Origin of the sequence: Actinosynnema sp. NPDC020468, assembly GCF_040642015.1 — a bacterium.
In the GTDB taxonomy this organism is placed as follows: Bacteria; Actinomycetota; Actinomycetes; order Mycobacteriales; family Pseudonocardiaceae; genus Actinosynnema.
This window is the reverse complement of record NZ_JBFAEO010000015.1, coordinates 99693-118301: the sequence shown is the minus strand read 5'-3', so window position 1 is coordinate 118301 and position 18609 is coordinate 99693. Positions and strand designations below refer to the sequence as shown.

Below are 18609 nucleotides of genomic sequence, written 5' to 3'. Positions count from 1 at the left end.
AAGAACCGCGGTGGCGACCGCAACAAAAATTGGACTAGACCAACTCCCCTGTCAAGGGGGTATGCGACGGACGGTCATCGACTAGGCACCTGATGTCACATAAGACCCGAGAAAAGCGAAATGTCCGCTATAGCAAGGAAAATCCGGTTCGTGCGTCCCCTGCGCACGATCCTCAGTGGACGTCCAGTGTCCTCGTCAGCCAGACCACGTCACCCTCGGTGACGTGCGACCGGTGGAACCCCAGCTTCTCCAGCACGCGGAGCGACGGCGCGTTCCCCGCGCCCACGGTCGACCAGAGCCGGTCGCGCCCGGTGGCCGCGACCGCCCTGACCACGGCTTCGGCCGCCTCGGTCGCGTAACCGCGGTTGTGCGCCCGCCGGTACAGCTCGTAGGCGATCTCGGGTTCCTCGAGCGTGGACCGGCCGACGATCAACCCGCAGTAGCCGATGAACCCGCCGTCCACCTCGACCGGGTAGAGCCCGATCCCGTTCTCGGCGGTGGCCGCGAGCTGGGTGCGGATCCGACCGAGCACGTCCTCCTCGGTCGGCGTCCCCTTGCCGCGTTCGGCGACCAGCGCGCGGTACTCCGCGAGATCGGATTCCCGCCACCGCCGGAGCACCAGCCGCGGCGTCTCCAGGCGCGCGGGCATGGCCGCGAAGGCCGTCATCGGAACAGGGGGACGTCGAGGAACATGACCGTTCCGACAAGCGTTGTCAAGGCAGCCGCCACCAGAAGGGGGTTCACCCAGTCCTTGCGCTTGCGCACGAACCAGGTTACCCCGACGAACATCAGGACCAGAGCGATCAGTCGCCAGTCGACCATCTCGACGCCCCCGTTCGCTGTCTGTTCGCGATCGATCGCGAACGTTCGATGATCAGAGTACGTTAAGGTCGCGACAGAGGCAACGGAGGGTGGAATGGGCGAGTCGACGTCGGCTACACCGCTGGTCAACGAGCTGCGCGCGCTTCGCCTGGACAAGGGCGAGCCCAGCTACCGGGTGATCGCGGCCGAGGCCAACCGGAGCCCGTCCACGATCAGCGACGTGTTCGCGGGCCGGGTCGACACCTGGCCGGTGCTCCAGGACGTGGTGGCCGCGCTCGGCGGCGACGTGGAGCGCTTCCGCAAGCTGTACGAGCTGGACCGCAGCGAGCGCCTCGGGCTGACCGACCGGGCCGAGCAGCTCGGCGCGGAGCTGGAACTGCCCGAGCCGAAGACCGTGCGGCAGCACGCCACCACGTTGAACTTCCACGACGCGGGCACCATCTACGTGCAGAACGGCGGCCCGCCGCCCTACAGCCCGCTGGCCGGCACCGCGCCCGCCGACCTCGTGGCGCTCTACGACTCCGCGTGCGCGAGCCACGCCGCCGGCGCCCACCTGGCGTCGCTCTCGCTGGTCGCCACCCTGGTCGAGGCCGTGGTCGCCCGGGAGGGCGGCCACCCCGCCCACGGTCTCGGCGAACTCGAACACCGCGGCCTGATCACCCGGCGCACCGCCGAGCTCGGCCGGCTGGTCGTCGCCCGCGCGACCGAGGTCGTGCGCGGCGAGCGCCCGGCCCACCCGCTCGACTCGACCCGCGCGCTCTCGTTCGCGCTCGCGCTGCTGGCGACGGTCCACCTGGACCGCGAGGGCCGCTGAGCTACTCGGGCCGGCGCCACGCCGCGTCGTAGCGCGCCTGCCGTTGGGAATCGCGATCGGCCGATCGGGCTTTGCGGGATTCGGCGGCGGCACCCCGTGGGTAGCCGTACCTCGTGACGCGGTGATCGGTGCTCTCGATGGCGTACGACACCGCGAAGTAGACGCCGACGACCAGGCCGAGGGAGCCGGATGCGAGCGCCAGGGGCAACGGCGAGTCGAGGAAGACCATCAACGCCGCGGCGATACCCAGGGTCAGCGGCAAGACCATGATGAACGCCCGGACGGTGAACCAGACCAGCCAGGAGGGCTTGGTGGCCTGCTCGAACACCCACTCCCGGTAGCGCATCGGCAGCCGACCGCCGACCAGGTACCACGCGCGCAACACCAGCGGGGGCTTCACGACGGGTCCGCGGCGGTGATGACCCGGGTCAGCGACTCGTGCAGGCGTTGGAGCTCGTCGATCTCCATGCCCAGCCGGGCCACGACGGCCGGCGGGATTTTCAGCGCCTGCTCGCGCAGCGCCGCGCCCTTCTCCGTCAACGACACGGCCAGCAGCCGCTCGTCGCCCGCGTCCCGACCGCGGGTCAGGTAGCCGATCGCCTCCAGCCGCTTGACCAGCGGTGACAGCGTGCCGGGATCCAGCACCAGCAACTTCGCCAACTCCTTCAACGACAGTGGCGCGCGCTGCCAGAGCGCGAGCATGACCAGGTACTGGGGGTGCGTCAGCCCCATCGGCTCCAGGAGCGGCCGGTAGATCGCGACCACGCTCCGCGAGGCGATCGACAGCGCGAAGCAGACCTGGCGCTCCAGGGCGAGCGGGTCCTCGTCAACAGTTTGCACACCAACCATTAGTACACCATCTTACTCGCCGTTCGACCGATCAGTGGCGTTCACCCCACGTTCGGGTTGGACTCCTACCGTCGGGCTAATGCCCGAGGAGGGACGCATGGACATCTCGCTGATCGTCCTCGTGGTCGTGGTGACCGCGCTGGCGTTCGACTTCACCAACGGTTTCCACGACACCGCCAACGCGATGGCCACGTCCATCGCCACCGGAGCACTGCCACCCAAGGTCGCGGTCGGCATCTCGGCCGTGCTGAACCTCGTCGGGGCGTTCCTGTCCGTGGAGGTGGCCAAAACCATCTCCAGCGGGATCGTGGACGAGAGCCGCATCAGCCCGTCGATCATCTTCGGTGGCCTGGTCGGCGCCGTCGTCTGGAACCTCGCCACCTGGCTGCTCGGCCTGCCGTCGAGTTCGTCGCACGCCCTGTTCGGCGGCCTCATCGGGGCCACCTGGGTCGCGTCGGGCTCGGACGCCGTCCGGTTCACCACGGTGGCCGAGAAGGTGCTGATCCCGGCCGTCGCCTCGCCGCTGATCGCGGGTCTGGTCGCGCTGATCGCCACCTACCTCGCGTACACGATCACCAAGCGCGCCTCGGCCGACCGCCGCACCCGCGGGTTCCGGATCGGCCAGATCGCCTCCGCCTCGCTGGTGTCGCTCGCGCACGGCACCAACGACGCCCAGAAGACCATGGGCGTCATCACGCTGACCCTGATCACCGCGGGCTCGCTGCCCGCCGGCTCCCGACCGCCGCTATGGGTCGTCCTCGGCGCGGGCCTCGCCATCGCGCTCGGCACGTACCTCGGCGGCTGGCGCATCATCCGCACGATGGGCAAGGGCATCACCGACATCGAGAGCCCGCAGGGCTTCGCGGCGGAAACCAGCGCCGCCGCGGTCATCCTCACCTCGTCGCAGCTCGGCTTCGCGCTGTCCACCACGCACGTGTGCTCGGGCGGCGTGATCGGCGCGGGCGTCGGCAAGCGGCTCGCCGAGGTGCGCTGGACGGTCGCCGGCCGGATGGTCGTCGCCTGGCTGCTGACCCTGCCCGCCGCGGCGCTGGTCGGCGCGCTCGCGGGCGAGCTGTCCTCGCAGGGCAGCGTCGGCGTGATCGTGGTGGCGCTGCTGGCCATCGGCATCGCGGTCGGCTGCTGGCTGCTGTCCCGCCGGTCGCCGGTCGGCGCGCACAACGTCAACGAAGTCCCGGCCTGAGGAGGTCAGCCGTGCACGTGAACTGGAGCGCGTTGGGTCAGGTGCTGGTCGTGGCGCTGGTCGTCGGGGTCGGCGTGGTGTCGCTGTTCTCGCTGGGCGTCCTGGTCGGCGACCGGCAGACCACCGAGGGCGGCACCCGGTCGTCCGGCGCGTCGATCGCGTCGATCCTGTGCTTCGCGGCCTGCGCCGCGATCGTCGGGTACGGCGTGTACCTGGTGGTGTCGAAGTAGCTCGCACCCGAGGGCCGCCGGCGGGACACCCGTCGGCGGCCCTTTCACGTTTCGCGTCGTCCACCGTGGAGGGACGGGTTTGGCTACACCCTGGGTGTCATTGCTCCACTGTGGATAGTGCTTTGTGGAGGTTACGCCCACCTTGGAGTGAACCTGGTGTCACCCACGTTGGTGAACTTGCCGGGCGGTACTGGTCACGCAGCGGGTCGGGTGGTGGTCTACGTCACGGCGACGGTCCGACCCGTCACTCCGCAGACACAGCAGGACTCGCGTCCTCCGCCGGACTGCACCCCCAGGTGCGTGTCGCCGCACTCCACCCCGTTTCCGGGAGGGAAAGCCATGTCCACCTTCACCCGCCGCACCATCGCCATCGCCGCCGCGACGCTCGCGCTCGGCGCCGTCACCGCCGGCACCGCCTCCGCCGCTCCGGCGCCCGGCTACGACTGCCTGATCGGCAACGTCACCCTCGGCGTGTTCACCGGGCAGTACTGCGCGCCGCGCGGTGGCGCGCCGGCGGCCGGACCCGTCAGCGGGTCGTTCACCGCCACCACCCTGCTCGTCGCGCGGGCCCGGATCCAGTGCGATCCGCTGCTCGACGCCGGACTGCCGCTGACCAGCGGCGTCGCGACCCAGTCGAACACCGGCTCGGTCCAGATCATCGGCACCAACTGCCACACGTACTGACCACGACCGACGGCGCCGGCTCACCTCGGGGGGTGTGCCGGCGCCGTCATGCGGTCAGGCCTCGGTCTCGACCTCGATGCGCGGGAACAGCGGGGCGGACTTCTCCACCTTCAGGCCCTCGACGCCGGTCGCCCAGTCGGCCGCGCCCGGCACCGTGTCCGGCGTGTCGCCGAAGATCGCCAGCAGCCGCGCGCCCGCGTCGGGCAGGAACGGCGTGATCAGGCGACCCAGCTGGCGCACCGCGCCGACCAGGTGGTGCAGCGTGGTGTCCAGCGCGGCCACCGACTCGGCCTCGTCGGACTTCGCCAGGTGCCACGGCGCGCGCACGTCGACGTAGGCGTTGGTGCGGCGCACCAGGTCCCACACCCGCAGCAGCGCCTCGCGGTGGTCGTAGTTGCGCATCGCGTCCACCGACGCCTGCTCGGTCGACGCCAGCTGGTCCAGCAGCGTCCGCTCGTCCTCGCCCGGCTCGCCGGAGGCCGGCGTGACACCGTCCCGGTAGCGGACGGTCATGCTGGTCACCCGGTTGACGAGGTTGCCCAGCGCGTTCGCCAGGTCCGCGTTGTACCGGGCGATCAGCCGGTCCTCGCTGAAGTCGCCGTCGATGAACGGCGACAGGTCGGCGAGAAGGAAGTAGCGCACCGCGTCCGCGCCGAACCGCTCGACCAGGTCGCTCGGGTCCACCACGTTGCCGGTCGACTTGCTCAGCTTGAGCCCGGACGCGGTGATGTAGCCGTGGACCATGATGTCGGTCGGGATCGGCAGACCCGCGGCGATCAGCATGGCCGGCCAGTACACCGCGTGGAACCGGGTCACGCCCTTGCCCATCACGTGCACGCGCTTGGCCGCGTCCACCCAGTAGCGCTGGTACTCCTCCGCGCCGCGGGTCCAGCCCAGCGCGTTGGTGTAGTTGGTCAGCGCGTCGATCCAGACGTACATCACCTGGTCGGGGTCACCCGGCACGGGGATGCCCCAGCCGTGGGCGCGCCCGGTCGACCGGGAGATGGAGATGTCCTCCAGGCCCGCCCGGATGAAGCTGACGACCTCGTTGCGGCGCGTCTCGGGCACGATCCTCATCGCGCCGGACTCGATGGCCTCCAGCAGCCGGTCGCCGTAGCGGGACAGCCGGAAGAAGTGGTTGGACTCGGACACCAGCTCGGGCTCGACCAGGTGTTCCGGGCACTTGCCGTCGACCAGTTCCGCGGGCGAGTAGAACTGCTCGCAGCCGACGCAGTACAGGCCCGAGTACTCCTTGGTGTACACGTCGCCGTTGGCCGCGATGCGGTTCCAGATCTCGGTGGCGCCCTCGATGTGGTCGGCGTCCACACTCGTGCGGATGAACCGGCTCAGTTCGAGCTGCAATTCCGCGCCGAGTTTCTCGAAATGCACCACGTTCCGGTCGACGAGCTCCCGGGTGGAAATTCCGGCCTTTTCCGCCGCGAGCACGTTCTTCAGGCTGTTCTCGTCCGAACCGCTCAGGAAGTAGACGTCCATCCCCGTCGCCGCCATGTGCCGCGCGTACGCGTCCGTCTGGACGAACTCGAACGCGTGGCCGAGGTGCGGGCTGGCGTTGACGTACGGGATGGTCGTGGAGATGAAGGCTGTCTGCTTCATGGTCCTCTTGTTCCTGACCGGCGCGAACCGACTTCTCGATTGGGGGCGAACGCCCTACCCGAAGTGTAACCACCGGGCAATGCGATTTTCTTCCGACCCCGGCCGCGGCGGAGCTTGAACCTCACGTCGGGTGAGGTTCTAGGGTCGGATCCGTGACCGGGATCTCGTGGAGCGTGGGGGCGCTGGCCAAGGCCACCGGCCTGACCGTCCGCACCCTGCACCACTACGACGAGCTCGGCCTGCTGCGGCCGAGCGCGCGCACCGCGTCCGGGCACCGCCGGTACACCGCCGAGGACGCCCGCAGGCTGTTCCGGGTGCGGCTGCTGCGCGGGCTCGACGTGCCGCTGGACCGGATCGCGGAGGTGCTCGACGCACCGGACGTGGAACCGCTGCGGGCGCTGCTCGCCGACCACGTCGACCGGCTGGACGACGAGGTCGAGCGGCTGACGTCGGTGCGCGAGCGGACGAGGGGCCTGCTCGCCCGGCTGGACGAGCCGGACGACCTGCTCGCCGGGCGGCACGAGGACCTGCTCGCGCTGCACGGCCGCACGAGCCTGTTCGACGACGGGTTGACGCAGGAGCAGGCAGCCAGGCTGGAGGCGCAGGCCGAGGCGATCGGGCCGGAGGTCAGGCGCGAGCTGGACGTGGTGTGGCGGCAGGCACTGGCCGAGGTGGTCGAACACCACCGCGCGGGCACGTCGGTGGACGACCCCGCGGTGCGCCGCACCGTCGAACGGCTGCGGTGGGTGGTCGGGACGTTCACCGGCGGCGACCCGGAGCTGGCCGCGTCGCTGTCGGCGTTCTTCCGCGACCACGGCGACGGCGTCGCCGACGAGGTCGTGCCCGGCGGGACGTCCGACGGCTGGTGGGACTACCTGACCAGGGCGTCCACCGCGTACTGAAAAACGCACGCCCATCGAGGGGAACGGAGGGGGATCACGATGCGCCGAGCACTGGCGTTCGCATTCGCGATCAGCGTGACCGCGGGAGGGGTCGCGTCGGGAGGGGTCGCGTCGGCGGGGACCCGGCTGACGCTGCCGGCGCCGACGGGACCGCACGCGGTGGGGTCGACCACGCTGCACCTGAGGGACCCGGGTCGGGTCGACCCGTGGCGCGGCGGGCCGCGCGAGCTGATGGCCACCGTGCACTACCCGGCCTGGAACGTGCTCGGGTACCCGGTCGGGACGCAGCTGACGGCGGCCGAGGCCGAGGCGTTCCGGGCGATCTACCCGTTGATCCACCCCGAGGTTCCGGTGGACGTGGCGTGGCAGGACGTGCGGACGCACTCGCACGTCGGCGCGCCGGCCGTGCCGGGGCGACGTCCGGTGCTGCTGTTCAGCCCGGGCGCGGCCGACCCGCGCGGGCTCTCCTCGTCGTGGGTGGAGGAGCTGGCGAGCCGCGGGTACGTGGTGGTGACGATCGACCACCCGGGTGAGCCGCCGGCGGTGGAGTTCCCGGACGGGTCGGTGCGCGGGTTCGCCCTGCCGGGTGATCCCCGGGTCGACCCGGCGTTGCTGCACACGCTGATCGACACCCGGTTGGCGGACACCCGGTCGGTACTGGACTCGGTGGAGGCACTGGCGGCCGGCGGCAACCCGGACGTGGAGCGCCGGCCGCTGCCCCGCGACCTGGCCCGCGCGCTCGACCCGACCCGGATCGGCGTGTTCGGGCACTCGGGTGGCGGCACGGTGGCCGCCGAGACGCTGCACGACGACCCGCGCGTGGACGCGGCGGTGAACCTGGAGGGGTACCTGGACTGGCCCGCCGACCAGCCCGGCGGGGTGGGCGACCTGCTGCCGGTGGCGCGGGACGGGGTCGACAAGCCGCTGCTGCTCGTCGGCACGGACGGCTACCGCGACGCCCGGTACGACCGGTCGTGGGCGGCGATGCTCGCGCACGGCACCGCGAGCAAGCGCGTGCTGACACGGGCGAGCCACTGGGCGCTGACCGACTTCGCCGTGCTGGCGCCGCAGTTGCAGCGGACCGGGGCGATGACGCCGGCCCAGCGCGTCGCGTTCATCGGGGCGGTGTCGCCCGTCCGCTCGGTCCCGACCGTCCGCACCTGGCTCGTGACGTTCTTCGACCAGGCGTTGCGGGGGCGGTGAAACGGAAGCCGGACCGGACACGTCCGAGTGACGTGATCAAGTCGACGTGGGTGGCGTTGGTCCTGGTGCTGGCGGCGTGCGCGCCGAACCCGGTGGAGGAGCCGACGCCACCCGCGGTTGAGCCCGGTCCGGCCCGGTCGTTGCCCGAGACCGAGGTGTGGGACCCGGTGCGCGGCTGGTACGAGGGCGCGCCGGCGCCGTTGGCCGCGCCGTCGGCGAAGTGGCGGGCGAAGGCCGACTCCTCCGCCGTGCACGGCTGGTTGATCGTGGCGGTGGCGGACGGCGTGGCGCGCCGACTGGACGTCGCGACCGGCGCGCCGCTGTGGGAGGTGGCCGCGCCGCCCGGGGCGAAGGTGTCCGTGGTGGACGACGTCGCGGTGCTCACGGCCGACACGACGGTGGTGCTGGACGGCGCGACGGGCGCCGAGTTGTGGCGCGGTCCGGCCGACGACGTGGACACCGCGCCCGGGCTGCTGCTGGTGCGCGGTGCCGCCGGCACGATCGCGCTCGACCGGAAAACCCTGGTCCGGCGGTGGACGTCGCCGGTGCGGGTGTCCGAGTCCGAGGGCGTGCTGTGGGGTGGGACGGGCAACCAGTGGCACGTGGTGTCCGCGGTGACCGGCGCGGCGGAGTGGGGCGTGCTGCGGGCACCCGGCAGCCACGTGGTCGTCACGAAGCACCGGATGATCGTGTTCTCCGGCGAGCGCGGCGAGATCACCCAGGCCCAGGCGTTCGCGGTCGGCAGCGGCAGCGCGGAGTGGCGGCTCACGGTGCCGGCGCTGCACGAGGCCCGGTTCGAGGCGGTGGTGATCGACTCGACCTGGGCGGTGATGAAGGACGACGGGGTCGCCATCACCTTCGACCCAGCGGGCGGCCACACCCACAGGTCCGGGTTGAGCCGCGGCGAGCCGGTGCCGCTGCGGGTCGACTCGGCGGCGCGGGTGATCGAGCGGCTGCTCGACCAGGTCTACCTGTGCCCGCCCGCCGCGGACCGCCAGGAGTGCCCGACGGCGACCGTGCCCCGGGACTCGACGTCCGTCGACGCGGGCGGGGTGCGCTACGTGCGCGCCGGCGAGTCGGTGTACGCGGTGCGGCACTCGGACCTGGGCGTGCAGTGGACCGCCACCGCGCCGGTCGGCGGCGACCTGGTGCCGATCCCCGGCGGCTTCCTGCTCACCGGGCCGGAACTGGTCGCCCACCTGTGAGGCCACGCACGTTCTACCTGCGCGTTTGCCCGGGTAGGATCGGTTCAGACGATTGTTGGGCAACCCGGTCACCGTCGACTTGGGCGACGTGACAGGAGACCCGCCGTGACCACCACCGCGCCGAGGACCCGCGGCGGCACCACCGCCGCGATGGGCGCGCTGGCGCTGGGCGGGTTCGCGATCGGCACCACCGAGTTCGCCACCATGGGCCTGCTGCCGCAGATGGCGGACACGTTCGGGATGTCGATCCCGACGGCCGGGTACGCGATCAGCCTCTACGCGCTGGGCGTGGTCGTCGGCGCGCCGCTGATCGCCGGGTTGGCCGCGAAGCTGCCGCGCAAGGGGTTGCTGATCGGGCTGACCATCGGGTTGGCGCTGGGCAACGGGCTCTCCGCGCTCGCGCCGAACGCGGGTTCGCTGCTGGCGGCCCGGTTCCTGGCCGGGTTGCCGCACGGTGCGTACTTCGGCATCGCGGCCGTGGTGGCGACGACACTCGTGCCGCCGGAGCGCCGGGGCACCGCGGTGGCCCGGATCATGGTCGGGTTGACGCTCGCGAACCTGGTCGGCGTGCCGGTGGCGACGGCGGCCGGGCAGCGGGTCGGGTGGCGCGTCGCGTACCTCGCGGTGGCGCTGATCGCGTTGGTGACGGCGCTGGCCCTGGCCCGGTGGCTGCCCCGGGTGCCGGCCGCGCGGGACGCGGGCGTGGCGGCCGAGCTGCGTGCGTTCCGCCGGCCGCAGGTGTGGTTCGCGCTGGTCACGGGCATGGTCGGGTTCGGCGGGATGTTCGCCGTGTACTCCTACATCTCCCCCATCGCGACCGAGGTCGCCGGGTTGCCGGGCGGCGCGGTGCCGTGGGTGCTCGCGGTGTTCGGGTTGGGCATGACCCTGGGCGCGATGCTCGGCGGCCGGTTCGTGGACCGGTCGGTGCTGGGCACGGTGTTCGGCGCGCTGGCCGCCACGGGCGCGGTGCTCGCGCTGTTCGGCCTGACCGCGTCGTCACCGGTGGCGGTGTTCGGGTCGGTGCTGGTGGTCGGGTTCGTGACGCAGGTCCTGGCGTCCGCGCTCCAGGTGCGGCTGATGGACGCCTCGCCGGACGCGCCGTCGCTCGCGTCGTCCTCGAACCACTCGGCCCTGAACATCGCGAACGGCGCGGGCGCCTGGCTGGGCGGCCTGGCCATCTCCGCGGGCTGGGGCTACGCCTCGACCGCGTGGGTCGGCGTCGGCCTGAGCCTGGCCGGCCTGGCGGTGGCAGGAGCCTCAACCCTGGTCGACCGCCGCCCCCGCTAGAGGGACCCCGCCAGTAGGAACGACCGACCTCGATCACCACCGCACCCAGCCGGGGACACCGCTTCGCCCGCCCGGGTTGCCGCCGCCCGAAGCCCGAAGCACCACCACGCAATCCGGAACGTCACCGCGCCCACCCGCGGCGCCGCCGCGCGAGGCCCAGGGCACCGTCGCGCCCTGCCCGAAGCACCGCCGCGCAATCCCGAGCGACACCGCGCCGCGACTTCGGGCACCACCGCGACTCGGGCACCACAGCGACTCGGGCACCACCGCGCAACCCGAGGCCATGACCGAGGTCGTGGACCTCCCGGCCGAGCGCACCCCTCGCGGCAGCCTGGGCGCGCCCCGACCTCGCCCCGGCCGATCGGGTCGGCGCAGCGGTCAGCCCCCAAGAGCCGCAACCCCCTCGGGCAGTCGGGGGCAGCGCCCAGCCCGGGCGGGCTCAGCAGCGTGACTTCATCCCCGGCGGTCGAGCTCGGTGCCCGCGCCGGCGGTCGGGTTCGGTTCAGTGCGGCGCCATCACCCCGGCAGCCAGGCTCGGCGGGCGGTGGCGTCGACCACCGCGCGCAGGTGGACGGCCGCGCGCAGCCACGCGGTCGGGAAGTCGTCGCCCTCGTCGTGGAGTACGCGACCGAAGGCGTCCCGTTCCCGGTTTCGGGAGGTTGCCGTCAGGGTGGACAGCAGGGTGGCCGTCGTGGTCAGGCCCAGGGCCGTCAGGTAGGCCACGGCCGGGTCCACGGCGCCCACCGCGACCACCGCGCGACCGCCCAGGGTGGTGCGGTGCAGGACGTTCTCCAGGGGGCGGACCGGTGCCGGCACGCGGTCCGGAGTCGGGCGGGGCGGTAGCGGGGTGGTCGGCGGGTCGGTGCGGACGGCCAGGTACGCGCGTTGCAGGCGGTCCAGGGTCAGGTCGGCTCGGCCGCTGAGCTCGGACGGCAGGGTCAGGTCGTCGCCCGCCACCGCGAGCGCGGTCGCGGTGCCCGGTCGGTCCGGGAGCGGCCGGGCCACGAAGCGCAGGGCCAGGCCCGGTGCGTCGAGCACGCGCAGGTTGTCCCGCGCGCGTTCACCCTCGCCGACCAGGTCGACCGGACCGTGGTCGGTGGCGACGCGCAGCGCCCCGTCGGCGAGCCCGAGCACGGTGGCGTCCAGGAACAGCAGTTCGCCGCCCGCCGACCGGTGCGACGCGGGCGCGGCGGCGGTGTCGAACGCCCGGTTCAGCTGATCGGGCAACGATTCCGCCCACAGGGCGGCGAGCGGCGGCTCGGTCCAGGCCGCGCCGGACGCCGCCACGGCCCGCACGTTCCGGCCCGCGCCCAGTCGCCGGTCGGCGGACGCGGTGCCGCCGGACAGCAGCAGCCCGCGTCGGCCCAGTTCGCGCTGCGTCAACCCGGACTCGCCGATCGCGACCGGACCGGCGGCGGCCACCGGGACGCGCTCCCGACCGCCGGGCATGATCGCCGGCACGCTCCACAGCATGCCGGAATCGTCCACCAGGTGGGTGACCACGCCGGCGTACCCGGAGGTGGTGACCACGGCTTCGGTGCACAGCCCGTACAGCCGAAGCGCGCCGACGGGGTGGTATTCCCGCCGGGCCGTGCCGCGCAGCTCGCCCGGATCACCGTGCCCGGCCCGGATGTCGTGGCACAGCAACAACAACTCGGTCAGTTCGGCGGTCAGCACCTCGCGGTCGAACGACGAGTCGCCGGACCGCGCGGCGGCCAGCGACGCGGCGATCCGCAACCCCGTCGCGGCCGCCCGGTGCAGGCCGACCACCCGCGCGGTGTGCACGGCGCGCAGCAACTCGGCCCGCACCACCACACCGCTGCCGGTCGCGCCGACCCGCAGCACGCCCGCCGCGGCCGACCACAGCCCACCGGCCGCGTGCCGTTCCGGCTCGCCGAACCCACCGTCCACTTCGGACACCACGGGTTCCGCGGCCACCGCGGGCCCGTCGGACGCGACCGGGTCGGCCGGCGCGTCGGACGCGGTGTCGGCGACCTCGGCCGCCGCCACCGCCACGCCCCGGTGCAGGCACTTCGGCGCGAGCAGGCACGTGCAGACCAGGTCGGCCGCCGCCGTCAGCACACCGCCGCGCAACGTCCATGTCAGCGTCGTGTCGGCGTCGAGCACCGCCGTCGCCGTGTCGCCGTCGACCCGGACCTCCCACCCGGCGACCTTGTCCAGCGCCGTGTCGACGCGTTTGCGCAACCTCGGCGGCAGGGCGTCCAGGACGTCCGCCACCACGTTCGGCGCCACCACGGGCGTGCTCATCCGCGCACCTTCTCCCCCACCCAGCGGGCCAACTCCTGCGGACTGAGCGCCGCGACCGGCATGCCCGCCGCGACCAGCGCGCCCGCGACCGACGTCGAGTACCGGGCCGTGCCGGTGTCGTCCAGGCTCGCGCACCCCAGCACCGTCACGCCCGAGGTCACCAGTTCCCGGACCTGGGCGACCAGCCCGCCCACCGGGCCGCCCTCCTCGAAGTCGCTGACCAGCACGACCATCGTCCGCTCCGGCACGGTCACCAACGACCGCGCGTGCCGCAGCGCGCCCGCGATGTGCGTGCCACCGCCGACCCGCACCTCCAGCAGCAGCGACAGCGGGTCGGCGACCCGGTCGGTCAGGTCCACGACCTCGGTCGAGAACGCCAGGAAGTGCGTCGACAGCGCGGGCACGCCGGCGAACACCGACGCGGTCAGCGCCGACCACACCGTCGAGGCCTCCATCGAGCCCGACACGTCGACCACCAGCACCAGCCGCCAGTCGCTCGACCGCCTGCCCCTGGTGCGGAACACCGGTTTCTCCGGCACCACCAGCACCCAGTCGCCCTGCCGGCGCGCGGTCGCGAGGTTCGCCCGCAGCGTGCGCGGCAGGTCGAGCTTCCCGCCCGGCCGCCGGGTCGGCACGGGCAGCTGCATGCCGGTGAGCGCGGGCCGGACCCGGTTCACCAGCTGCGCGGCCAACTCCCGGACCAGCCTCGCCACCAGCGGGCGCAACCGGGCCAGCGCGCTCTCCGACAGGCCGCCCGCGAGCGACAGCACGCTGCGCAGCAGCTCCACCGACGGCCGCACCGAGCCGGGATCGATCTCCAGGGCCGCCTCCAACCGACCGCCCTCGGCCGCGGCGGCCAGCACCTCCTCGCGCACCCGCTCGCCGAACAACTCGCTCAGCTCCTCGGACCACTCGCGCACGCCGGGGAACGGCGCGGAGCGGTCCGCGCCGAGGTCGCCGCGCAACGCGCCCTCACCCCGGTCGCGCCCGTACAGCTCGTCCAACGCCGCCGCGTACCGGGCGGCACCCGCCGGACGTTCGCCCCGCGCGCCGAGCACCAGCCGCCACCGCACCACCGCGGGCAACCCGCCGGGCTCCGGTTCGACCGCCGGTGGTGCCGGTACGGCCTCAGGCGCCGGCGCGGCCGTCGGCCGGACGACCGGATCCTCCACTGTGGACAGTCCGTGCGCGGCCAGCGCGTCGCGGCCGGCGTGCTCGGCGAGCAGCCAGTGCGCGAGGAGTTCCGGGTCGGGCGCGCCGGCGGTGTCCACCCGGTCGCCGGTGCGGGCCTCCACCACCGCGAGCACGCGGGCCCGCGCGGCCGGGCCGACCGAGGTGAAGGCGCCGCGCAGGGCGGGCAGCCGGTCGAGGAAGTCCTTGTCCCGCAACGACTCCACCCGCTCGAGCAACGGGTCCAGGGCCTCCCGGGTTTCCAGCAGCGGTGTCGCGGCCGCCAGCACGCCGGTCAGCGACAGGCGCAGCGTGACGCGGCGGTCGGGTGTGGTCGCGCCGTCGATCCAGGACGCGATCCGCTCGCCGAGCTCGGGCGCCGGCAGGAGGTCCAGCAGCACCCGGGCGGCGCCGGCCGCGCCCGCGATCAGCGGCGCGCCCTCCTCGGCCAGGCGCTTCAGGGTGGCGGCCAACCGCAGACCGGTGCCCCGCGCGTCGTGCCGCCGGCCGAGTTCGACCAGGGCGTGCGCGTCCGCCACCGCCTCGGAGCCCGCCAGCCCGTCGAGCTGCGCCACCGCCGCCGTCTCCAGCTCGTCCACCAGCAGCGGGTGACCGTCGAGGACGTCGGGCGCGGTGCCCGGGACGTGCCCCGAGCGCAACCGGTCCAGCAGGTCGAGACCCGCCAGCAGTTCCGGCAGGGTCGCGGCCGACGGCAGCACCGTCGCCGCGTCCGACAGCAGGTCCCCGACCAGGTCCGGCAGTCCGCACGCGGCCGCGGCCGCCAGGTCGGTGAGCACGTCGGCCGGCGTGTGGCCGTCCGCCCGCTCGCGGTCCGCCCGACGGGCACGCAGCTTGCCCTGGGCGGCCGACTCGAGCGTCACGCCCCACACCCCGGCCACCGGCAGCATCGCGGCCGTCGTCGGGGTCCACGTCGCCGTCCAGCGGGTGCTGAGCGTCTCGCCGCCGCCGACGCCCGTCGTGCCCGTCTCCTCGGCGTAGCCGACGCCCAGCACGGCCAGCCGGCGCAGCGCGACCTCGCGCCGACCATCCAAAGTAGACCGCATCGGGTCCAGTCGGAGCTGGACGGGCTCGCGCGAGCCCGGGCCGGGCAGCCGGAGATCGGCCAGCAGCGCCTCCACGGCGGGCGCGAGGCCCGAGCGCGGTGTGCCGGGCGCGAGCGCGCCGACCCGACCGCCCACCAGCACGTCACCCGCGGCGCGCGCCACCACCCGGCCGCGCCCCAACGGCTCGGCGTGCGTCAGCACGGTCTGGACCGCCTCGACCACCTCGCCGCGACCGGGCGCGGGCAACCCGCGCAACCGGGCCAGGTCCACCGCCAGGCGCAGCGCCTCGCGGGCCTCGCCGGGACCGGCCGGGTGGCCGAGTTCCCGGATCCGCGCGCACATCCGCACGATCACCCCGGCCGCGGCGGCCTCGACCGCCTCCGGGTCGGTGGCCGCCTCCAGCACGGCCTGCTGCCACTCCGGGTCGCGGATGCCCGCCGGGTAGCCGGACCGCTCGTCGAGCAGCGCGAACCCGTACGGCACCAGCGAGGTCACCACGTCGGCGGTGGCGGGCACCGGTTCGCGAACCTCCGCGCCGACGCCCTCGAGCAGGGCCGCGGCGTGGAACGAGCCGACGACCGCGGCGCACCGCCGACCGCCCACCGCGGCGACCGCGTGCCGCATCCACGCCTCGCGGCGCAGGTCGAACGGGTCCACCCCGCCGTCCTGCTCGGCGTCGCGGCGCAGCGCCCAGCCGGTGAACAGCGCGGCCCGGCGGACCGCCTCCGGGGTTTGGCCCGGCGCGGCGGCCTCCACGAGCCGGTCCCACAGGTCGTCGCCGTCGCGGCCGGTCGTGGTGCGGCGCAACGCCTCCGTCAGCGGTGACGCGCCCTGCCTCCCGTGTCGGTGGCCCTCGCCGCGCAGCGCCAGCGGCAGGTCGCACGGCCGCACCTCGACGTCGTTGCGGCGCGCCCAGCGGACCGCGGCCAGCTCGGGCGAGAAGTCCGCGAACGGGTAGAAGGCGAGCCCGCTCCCGTCCCGGCCCGCGCCGGACAGCGCGACGGGCGCGACCAGGTCCGGGTCGGCCAGGTGCGGCAGCCAGTCGGCGAGCTCCTCGGGCAGCTCGATCAGCAGCACCTCGGGCTCGGCGGCGTCGAGCAGGGCGGGCACCACGGCGGCCAGCGCCGGCGAGTGGTGCCGCACCCCGATCAGCAGCGGCTCGCGGTGCGCGGCCAACCGGTCCGCGAGGTCGGTGTCACGCGTCGAGGACGTCACGGAGCTCCCACAGCCTTCGCCAGGTGCGCGCGCCGGACTCGGCCCGCCGCCGCACCGCGCCGTCCCAGTAGCCGAGCAGCCGGGCCGCGTCGCCCGGGTCGTCCTTGCGGACCACGCCGAGCAGGTGGCCGGGCAGCAGCGACAGCGGATCGCGGTCGCCCGGGAAGTACGCGTCGGCCAGCCCCAGCGACGTCGCCACCGACACCGCCTCGGCGGTGCTCATCACCGTCGACGGCCGCTCGACCGCCCAGCCCTCCTCGGACACCCCGTTGCGCAGGTCCCGGAACGCCGTCACCAGCGCCTCCAGCACCACGTCGTCCACGCCGAACGGCGCCGAGACCCGGTCCAGCGCGGCCGAGGCCTGCCGCCGCACGAGCGCCGTCTCCGCCGCCAGGTCGCCGATCGGCCCCACGGCCTCGAAGTTGAACCGCCGCTTGAGCGCCGCCGACATCTCCGACACGCCCCGGTCGCGCAGGTTCGCGGTGGCGATGACGGTGAAGCCGGGCGCGGCGTGCACGGTCGCGCCGTCGGTGCCGGACAGCTCGGGCACCGCGATCCGCCGGTCGGACAGGATCGACACCAGCGCGTCCTGCACCTCGGGCAGGCAGCGGGTGACCTCCTCGACCCGCACCACGCCACCGGTGCGCATGGCGGTGAGCACCGGCGAGGGCACCAGTGCCTTGGGGCTCGGCCCCTCGGCGAGCAGCAGCGCGTAGTTCCAGCCGTAGCGCAGCTGGTCCTCGGTGGTGCCGGCGGTGCCCTGCACGGTGAGCTGACTGGTGCCGGACACGGCGGCGGCGAGCAGCTCGGACAGCATCGACTTGGCCGTGCCGGGCTCGCCGACCAGCAACAGCCCCCGCTCACCCGCCAACGTCACCACGGCCCGCTCCACGAGCGCGCGCTCGCCGACGAACTTCGGCGTGATCACCAGTCGGTTGGGCACGCCGTCGACCTTGACGCCCTTGGGCAGCACGAGCGCGTCCCCGCCGCTGCCGACGACGAACGTGACGACGGCGCGCGGGGTCAGCCGCCAACCCGGGGGCCGGGCGCCGTCGTCCTGGGCGGCGAGGAACGCGAGTTCGTCGCGGTACGCGTCCTCGGCGGGCTCGACCTGCCGAACGGGGGTGGAACTCACCGAACTCCTCCGATGTCGAGACGTGCTGAACGCGGGAAACGAACCGCGGGAAGCGAAAGGGTGCCAGAAGGCGGCGAAAGCAACCGCGCCGGACTCGGGCGACGGCACGCGGCGGGCGAATGGCACGGCTCCGAGTGCGGAGGGCGGCCCGCCACAGGAAGGCACCGCGCCAAGCCCGAAAGGCGGCCCACCACGGCAACGTATCGAGCCGAGCTCGACCGACCACGTGCCGCAGGCGAGCGACGCCAAGCCAGGCGCGAAAGGCGGCCCGCCGCAGGAAGGCATCGTGCGAAGCGCGGAAAGCGGCCCCCCAGAGCAAGGCACCGTGTCGAGCTCGACCGACCGCGCGCCGCAGGCGGGCGACACCGAGCCAAGCGCGGAGGGCGGCCCGCCGCAGAAAGGCCCCACGCCAAGCGCGAAAGGCGACTCGCCGCAGGAAGGCATCGTGCGAAGCGCAGAAGGCGGCCCGCCAGAGCAAGGCACCGTGTCAAGCTCGACCGATCGCGTGCCGCGGGCGGGCGACACCGAGTCAAGTGGGGAGGGCGGTCCGCCGCAGGAAGGCATCGCGTCCAACGCGAGCGACCGCGCACCACGGGCGGGCGAGGTCGAGCCGGACGCGAAAAGTGGCTCGCCGCAGGCAGAAGGCACCGTGCCGGACTCGGGCGACCGCGTGCCGCGGGTGGGCGGCACCGTGCCGGACCCGAGCGGCGGGAAGGTGTGCGCGGGCCGCTCCGTCCACCGTCCACTTCGGACTGTCGTGTGGGGCGTTCCTCGGCCGGGGCGCCGGCCCGTGGCACGAGGTCTGCGGGCGGGCGCACCGGCGAGGCCGCGTCGCGGGTCGCGGGCCTGGGCGCGAGCGGTCTCCCGGGCTTCGGGCTCGGCGACGAGCGGCGGAGGACCGCGTGGGCCGACGAGTGCCGGGTCCGGGGCGAGCGGCCGGCTCGGT

At 73.9% G+C, this 18609-nt stretch carries 15 protein-coding genes and 1 pseudogene; 8 read left to right on the top strand and 8 right to left on the bottom strand.

Features of this window, described 5'->3' with window-relative positions:
* Window positions 1–172: 172 nt before the first annotated feature.
* Together AB0G50_RS13840 and AB0G50_RS13835 are read right to left on the bottom strand one after the other, a co-directional pair.
* Entirely contained in the window at window positions 173–667 is a 495-nt protein-coding gene (locus AB0G50_RS13840) for a GNAT family N-acetyltransferase (protein ID WP_360106889.1), read from the bottom strand.
* Entirely contained in the window at window positions 664–822 is a 159-nt protein-coding gene (locus AB0G50_RS13835; protein WP_360106886.1) for a hypothetical protein, read from the bottom strand. Before AB0G50_RS13835 ends, AB0G50_RS13840 begins: the two co-directional genes overlap by 4 nt.
* 94 nt (window positions 823–916) lie before the next feature.
* Between AB0G50_RS13835 and AB0G50_RS13830 the strand changes: the two genes are divergently transcribed.
* Complete coding sequence (locus tag AB0G50_RS13830) at window positions 917–1636, top strand: hypothetical protein (RefSeq protein WP_360106883.1); 720 nt, start codon at window positions 917–919, stop codon at window positions 1634–1636.
* 1 nt (window position 1637) lies between these two features.
* On the opposite strand, the gene AB0G50_RS13825 is transcribed toward AB0G50_RS13830, so the two are convergent.
* A complete protein-coding gene (locus tag AB0G50_RS13825) occupies window positions 1638–2036 on the bottom strand; it encodes a DUF5313 family protein (RefSeq protein ID WP_360106880.1) in 399 nt (132 codons plus the stop codon).
* Window positions 2033–2485 (bottom strand): MarR family transcriptional regulator, encoded by a 453-nt coding sequence (locus tag AB0G50_RS13820; protein WP_360106877.1) that lies wholly within the window; start codon window positions 2483–2485, stop codon window positions 2033–2035. The genes AB0G50_RS13825 and AB0G50_RS13820 overlap by 4 nt, the downstream gene beginning before the upstream one ends.
* 97 nt (window positions 2486–2582) lie before the next feature.
* Between AB0G50_RS13820 and AB0G50_RS13815 the strand changes: the two genes are divergently transcribed.
* The 3 genes from AB0G50_RS13815 to AB0G50_RS13805 all read left to right on the top strand — a co-directional run bounded on the left by AB0G50_RS13815 (window position 2583) and on the right by AB0G50_RS13805 (window position 4600).
* Complete coding sequence (locus tag AB0G50_RS13815) at window positions 2583–3686, top strand: inorganic phosphate transporter (RefSeq protein ID WP_360106960.1); 1104 nt, start codon at window positions 2583–2585, stop codon at window positions 3684–3686.
* An 11-nt stretch (window positions 3687–3697) separates the two neighbouring features.
* Entirely contained in the window at window positions 3698–3916 is a 219-nt protein-coding gene (locus AB0G50_RS13810; protein ID WP_360106874.1) for a hypothetical protein, read from the top strand.
* Window positions 3917–4255: 339 nt separating this feature from the next.
* Entirely contained in the window at window positions 4256–4600 is a 345-nt protein-coding gene (locus tag AB0G50_RS13805; RefSeq protein ID WP_360106872.1) for a hypothetical protein, read from the top strand.
* Between the two features lie 54 nt (window positions 4601–4654).
* Here the strand turns inward: AB0G50_RS13805 and metG are convergent.
* Window positions 4655–6229: pseudogene (gene metG / locus AB0G50_RS13800) on the bottom strand (methionine--tRNA ligase); the annotation flags it as partial.
* Between the two features lie 137 nt (window positions 6230–6366).
* On the opposite strand from metG, the gene AB0G50_RS13795 reads away from it, so the two are divergent.
* The 4 genes from AB0G50_RS13795 to AB0G50_RS13780 all read left to right on the top strand — a co-directional run bounded on the left by AB0G50_RS13795 (window position 6367) and on the right by AB0G50_RS13780 (window position 10811).
* Window positions 6367–7116, top strand: a complete 750-nt coding sequence (locus tag AB0G50_RS13795; RefSeq protein ID WP_360106869.1) for a MerR family transcriptional regulator — start codon at window positions 6367–6369, stop codon at window positions 7114–7116.
* A 39-nt stretch (window positions 7117–7155) separates the two neighbouring features.
* Entirely contained in the window at window positions 7156–8319 is a 1164-nt protein-coding gene (locus tag AB0G50_RS13790) for an alpha/beta hydrolase (protein ID WP_360106866.1), read from the top strand.
* Window positions 8320–8351: 32 nt separating this feature from the next.
* Complete coding sequence (locus AB0G50_RS13785) at window positions 8352–9524, top strand: PQQ-binding-like beta-propeller repeat protein (protein ID WP_360106863.1); 1173 nt, start codon at window positions 8352–8354, stop codon at window positions 9522–9524.
* A 105-nt stretch (window positions 9525–9629) separates the two neighbouring features.
* On the top strand, window positions 9630–10811 hold the full coding sequence (locus AB0G50_RS13780; RefSeq protein WP_360106860.1) for an MFS transporter: 1182 nt from the start codon (window positions 9630–9632) through the stop codon (window positions 10809–10811).
* A gap of 516 nt (window positions 10812–11327) precedes the next feature.
* Here AB0G50_RS13780 and AB0G50_RS13775 read toward each other — a convergent pair.
* The 3 genes from AB0G50_RS13775 to AB0G50_RS13765 are packed head-to-tail and all read right to left on the bottom strand — an operon-like array spanning window position 11328 to window position 17663.
* Entirely contained in the window at window positions 11328–13079 is a 1752-nt protein-coding gene (locus tag AB0G50_RS13775) for a hypothetical protein (RefSeq protein WP_360106857.1), read from the bottom strand.
* The gene (locus AB0G50_RS13770; protein WP_360106854.1) at window positions 13076–16528 is read right to left on the bottom strand and encodes a DUF5682 family protein; all 3453 of its coding nucleotides are present in this window, start codon (window positions 16526–16528) and stop codon (window positions 13076–13078) included. The genes AB0G50_RS13775 and AB0G50_RS13770 overlap by 4 nt, the downstream gene beginning before the upstream one ends.
* On the bottom strand, window positions 16509–17663 hold the full coding sequence (locus AB0G50_RS13765; RefSeq protein ID WP_360106851.1) for an AAA family ATPase: 1155 nt from the start codon (window positions 17661–17663) through the stop codon (window positions 16509–16511). Before AB0G50_RS13765 ends, AB0G50_RS13770 begins: the two co-directional genes overlap by 20 nt.
* Window positions 17664–18609: the final 946 nt, after the last annotated feature.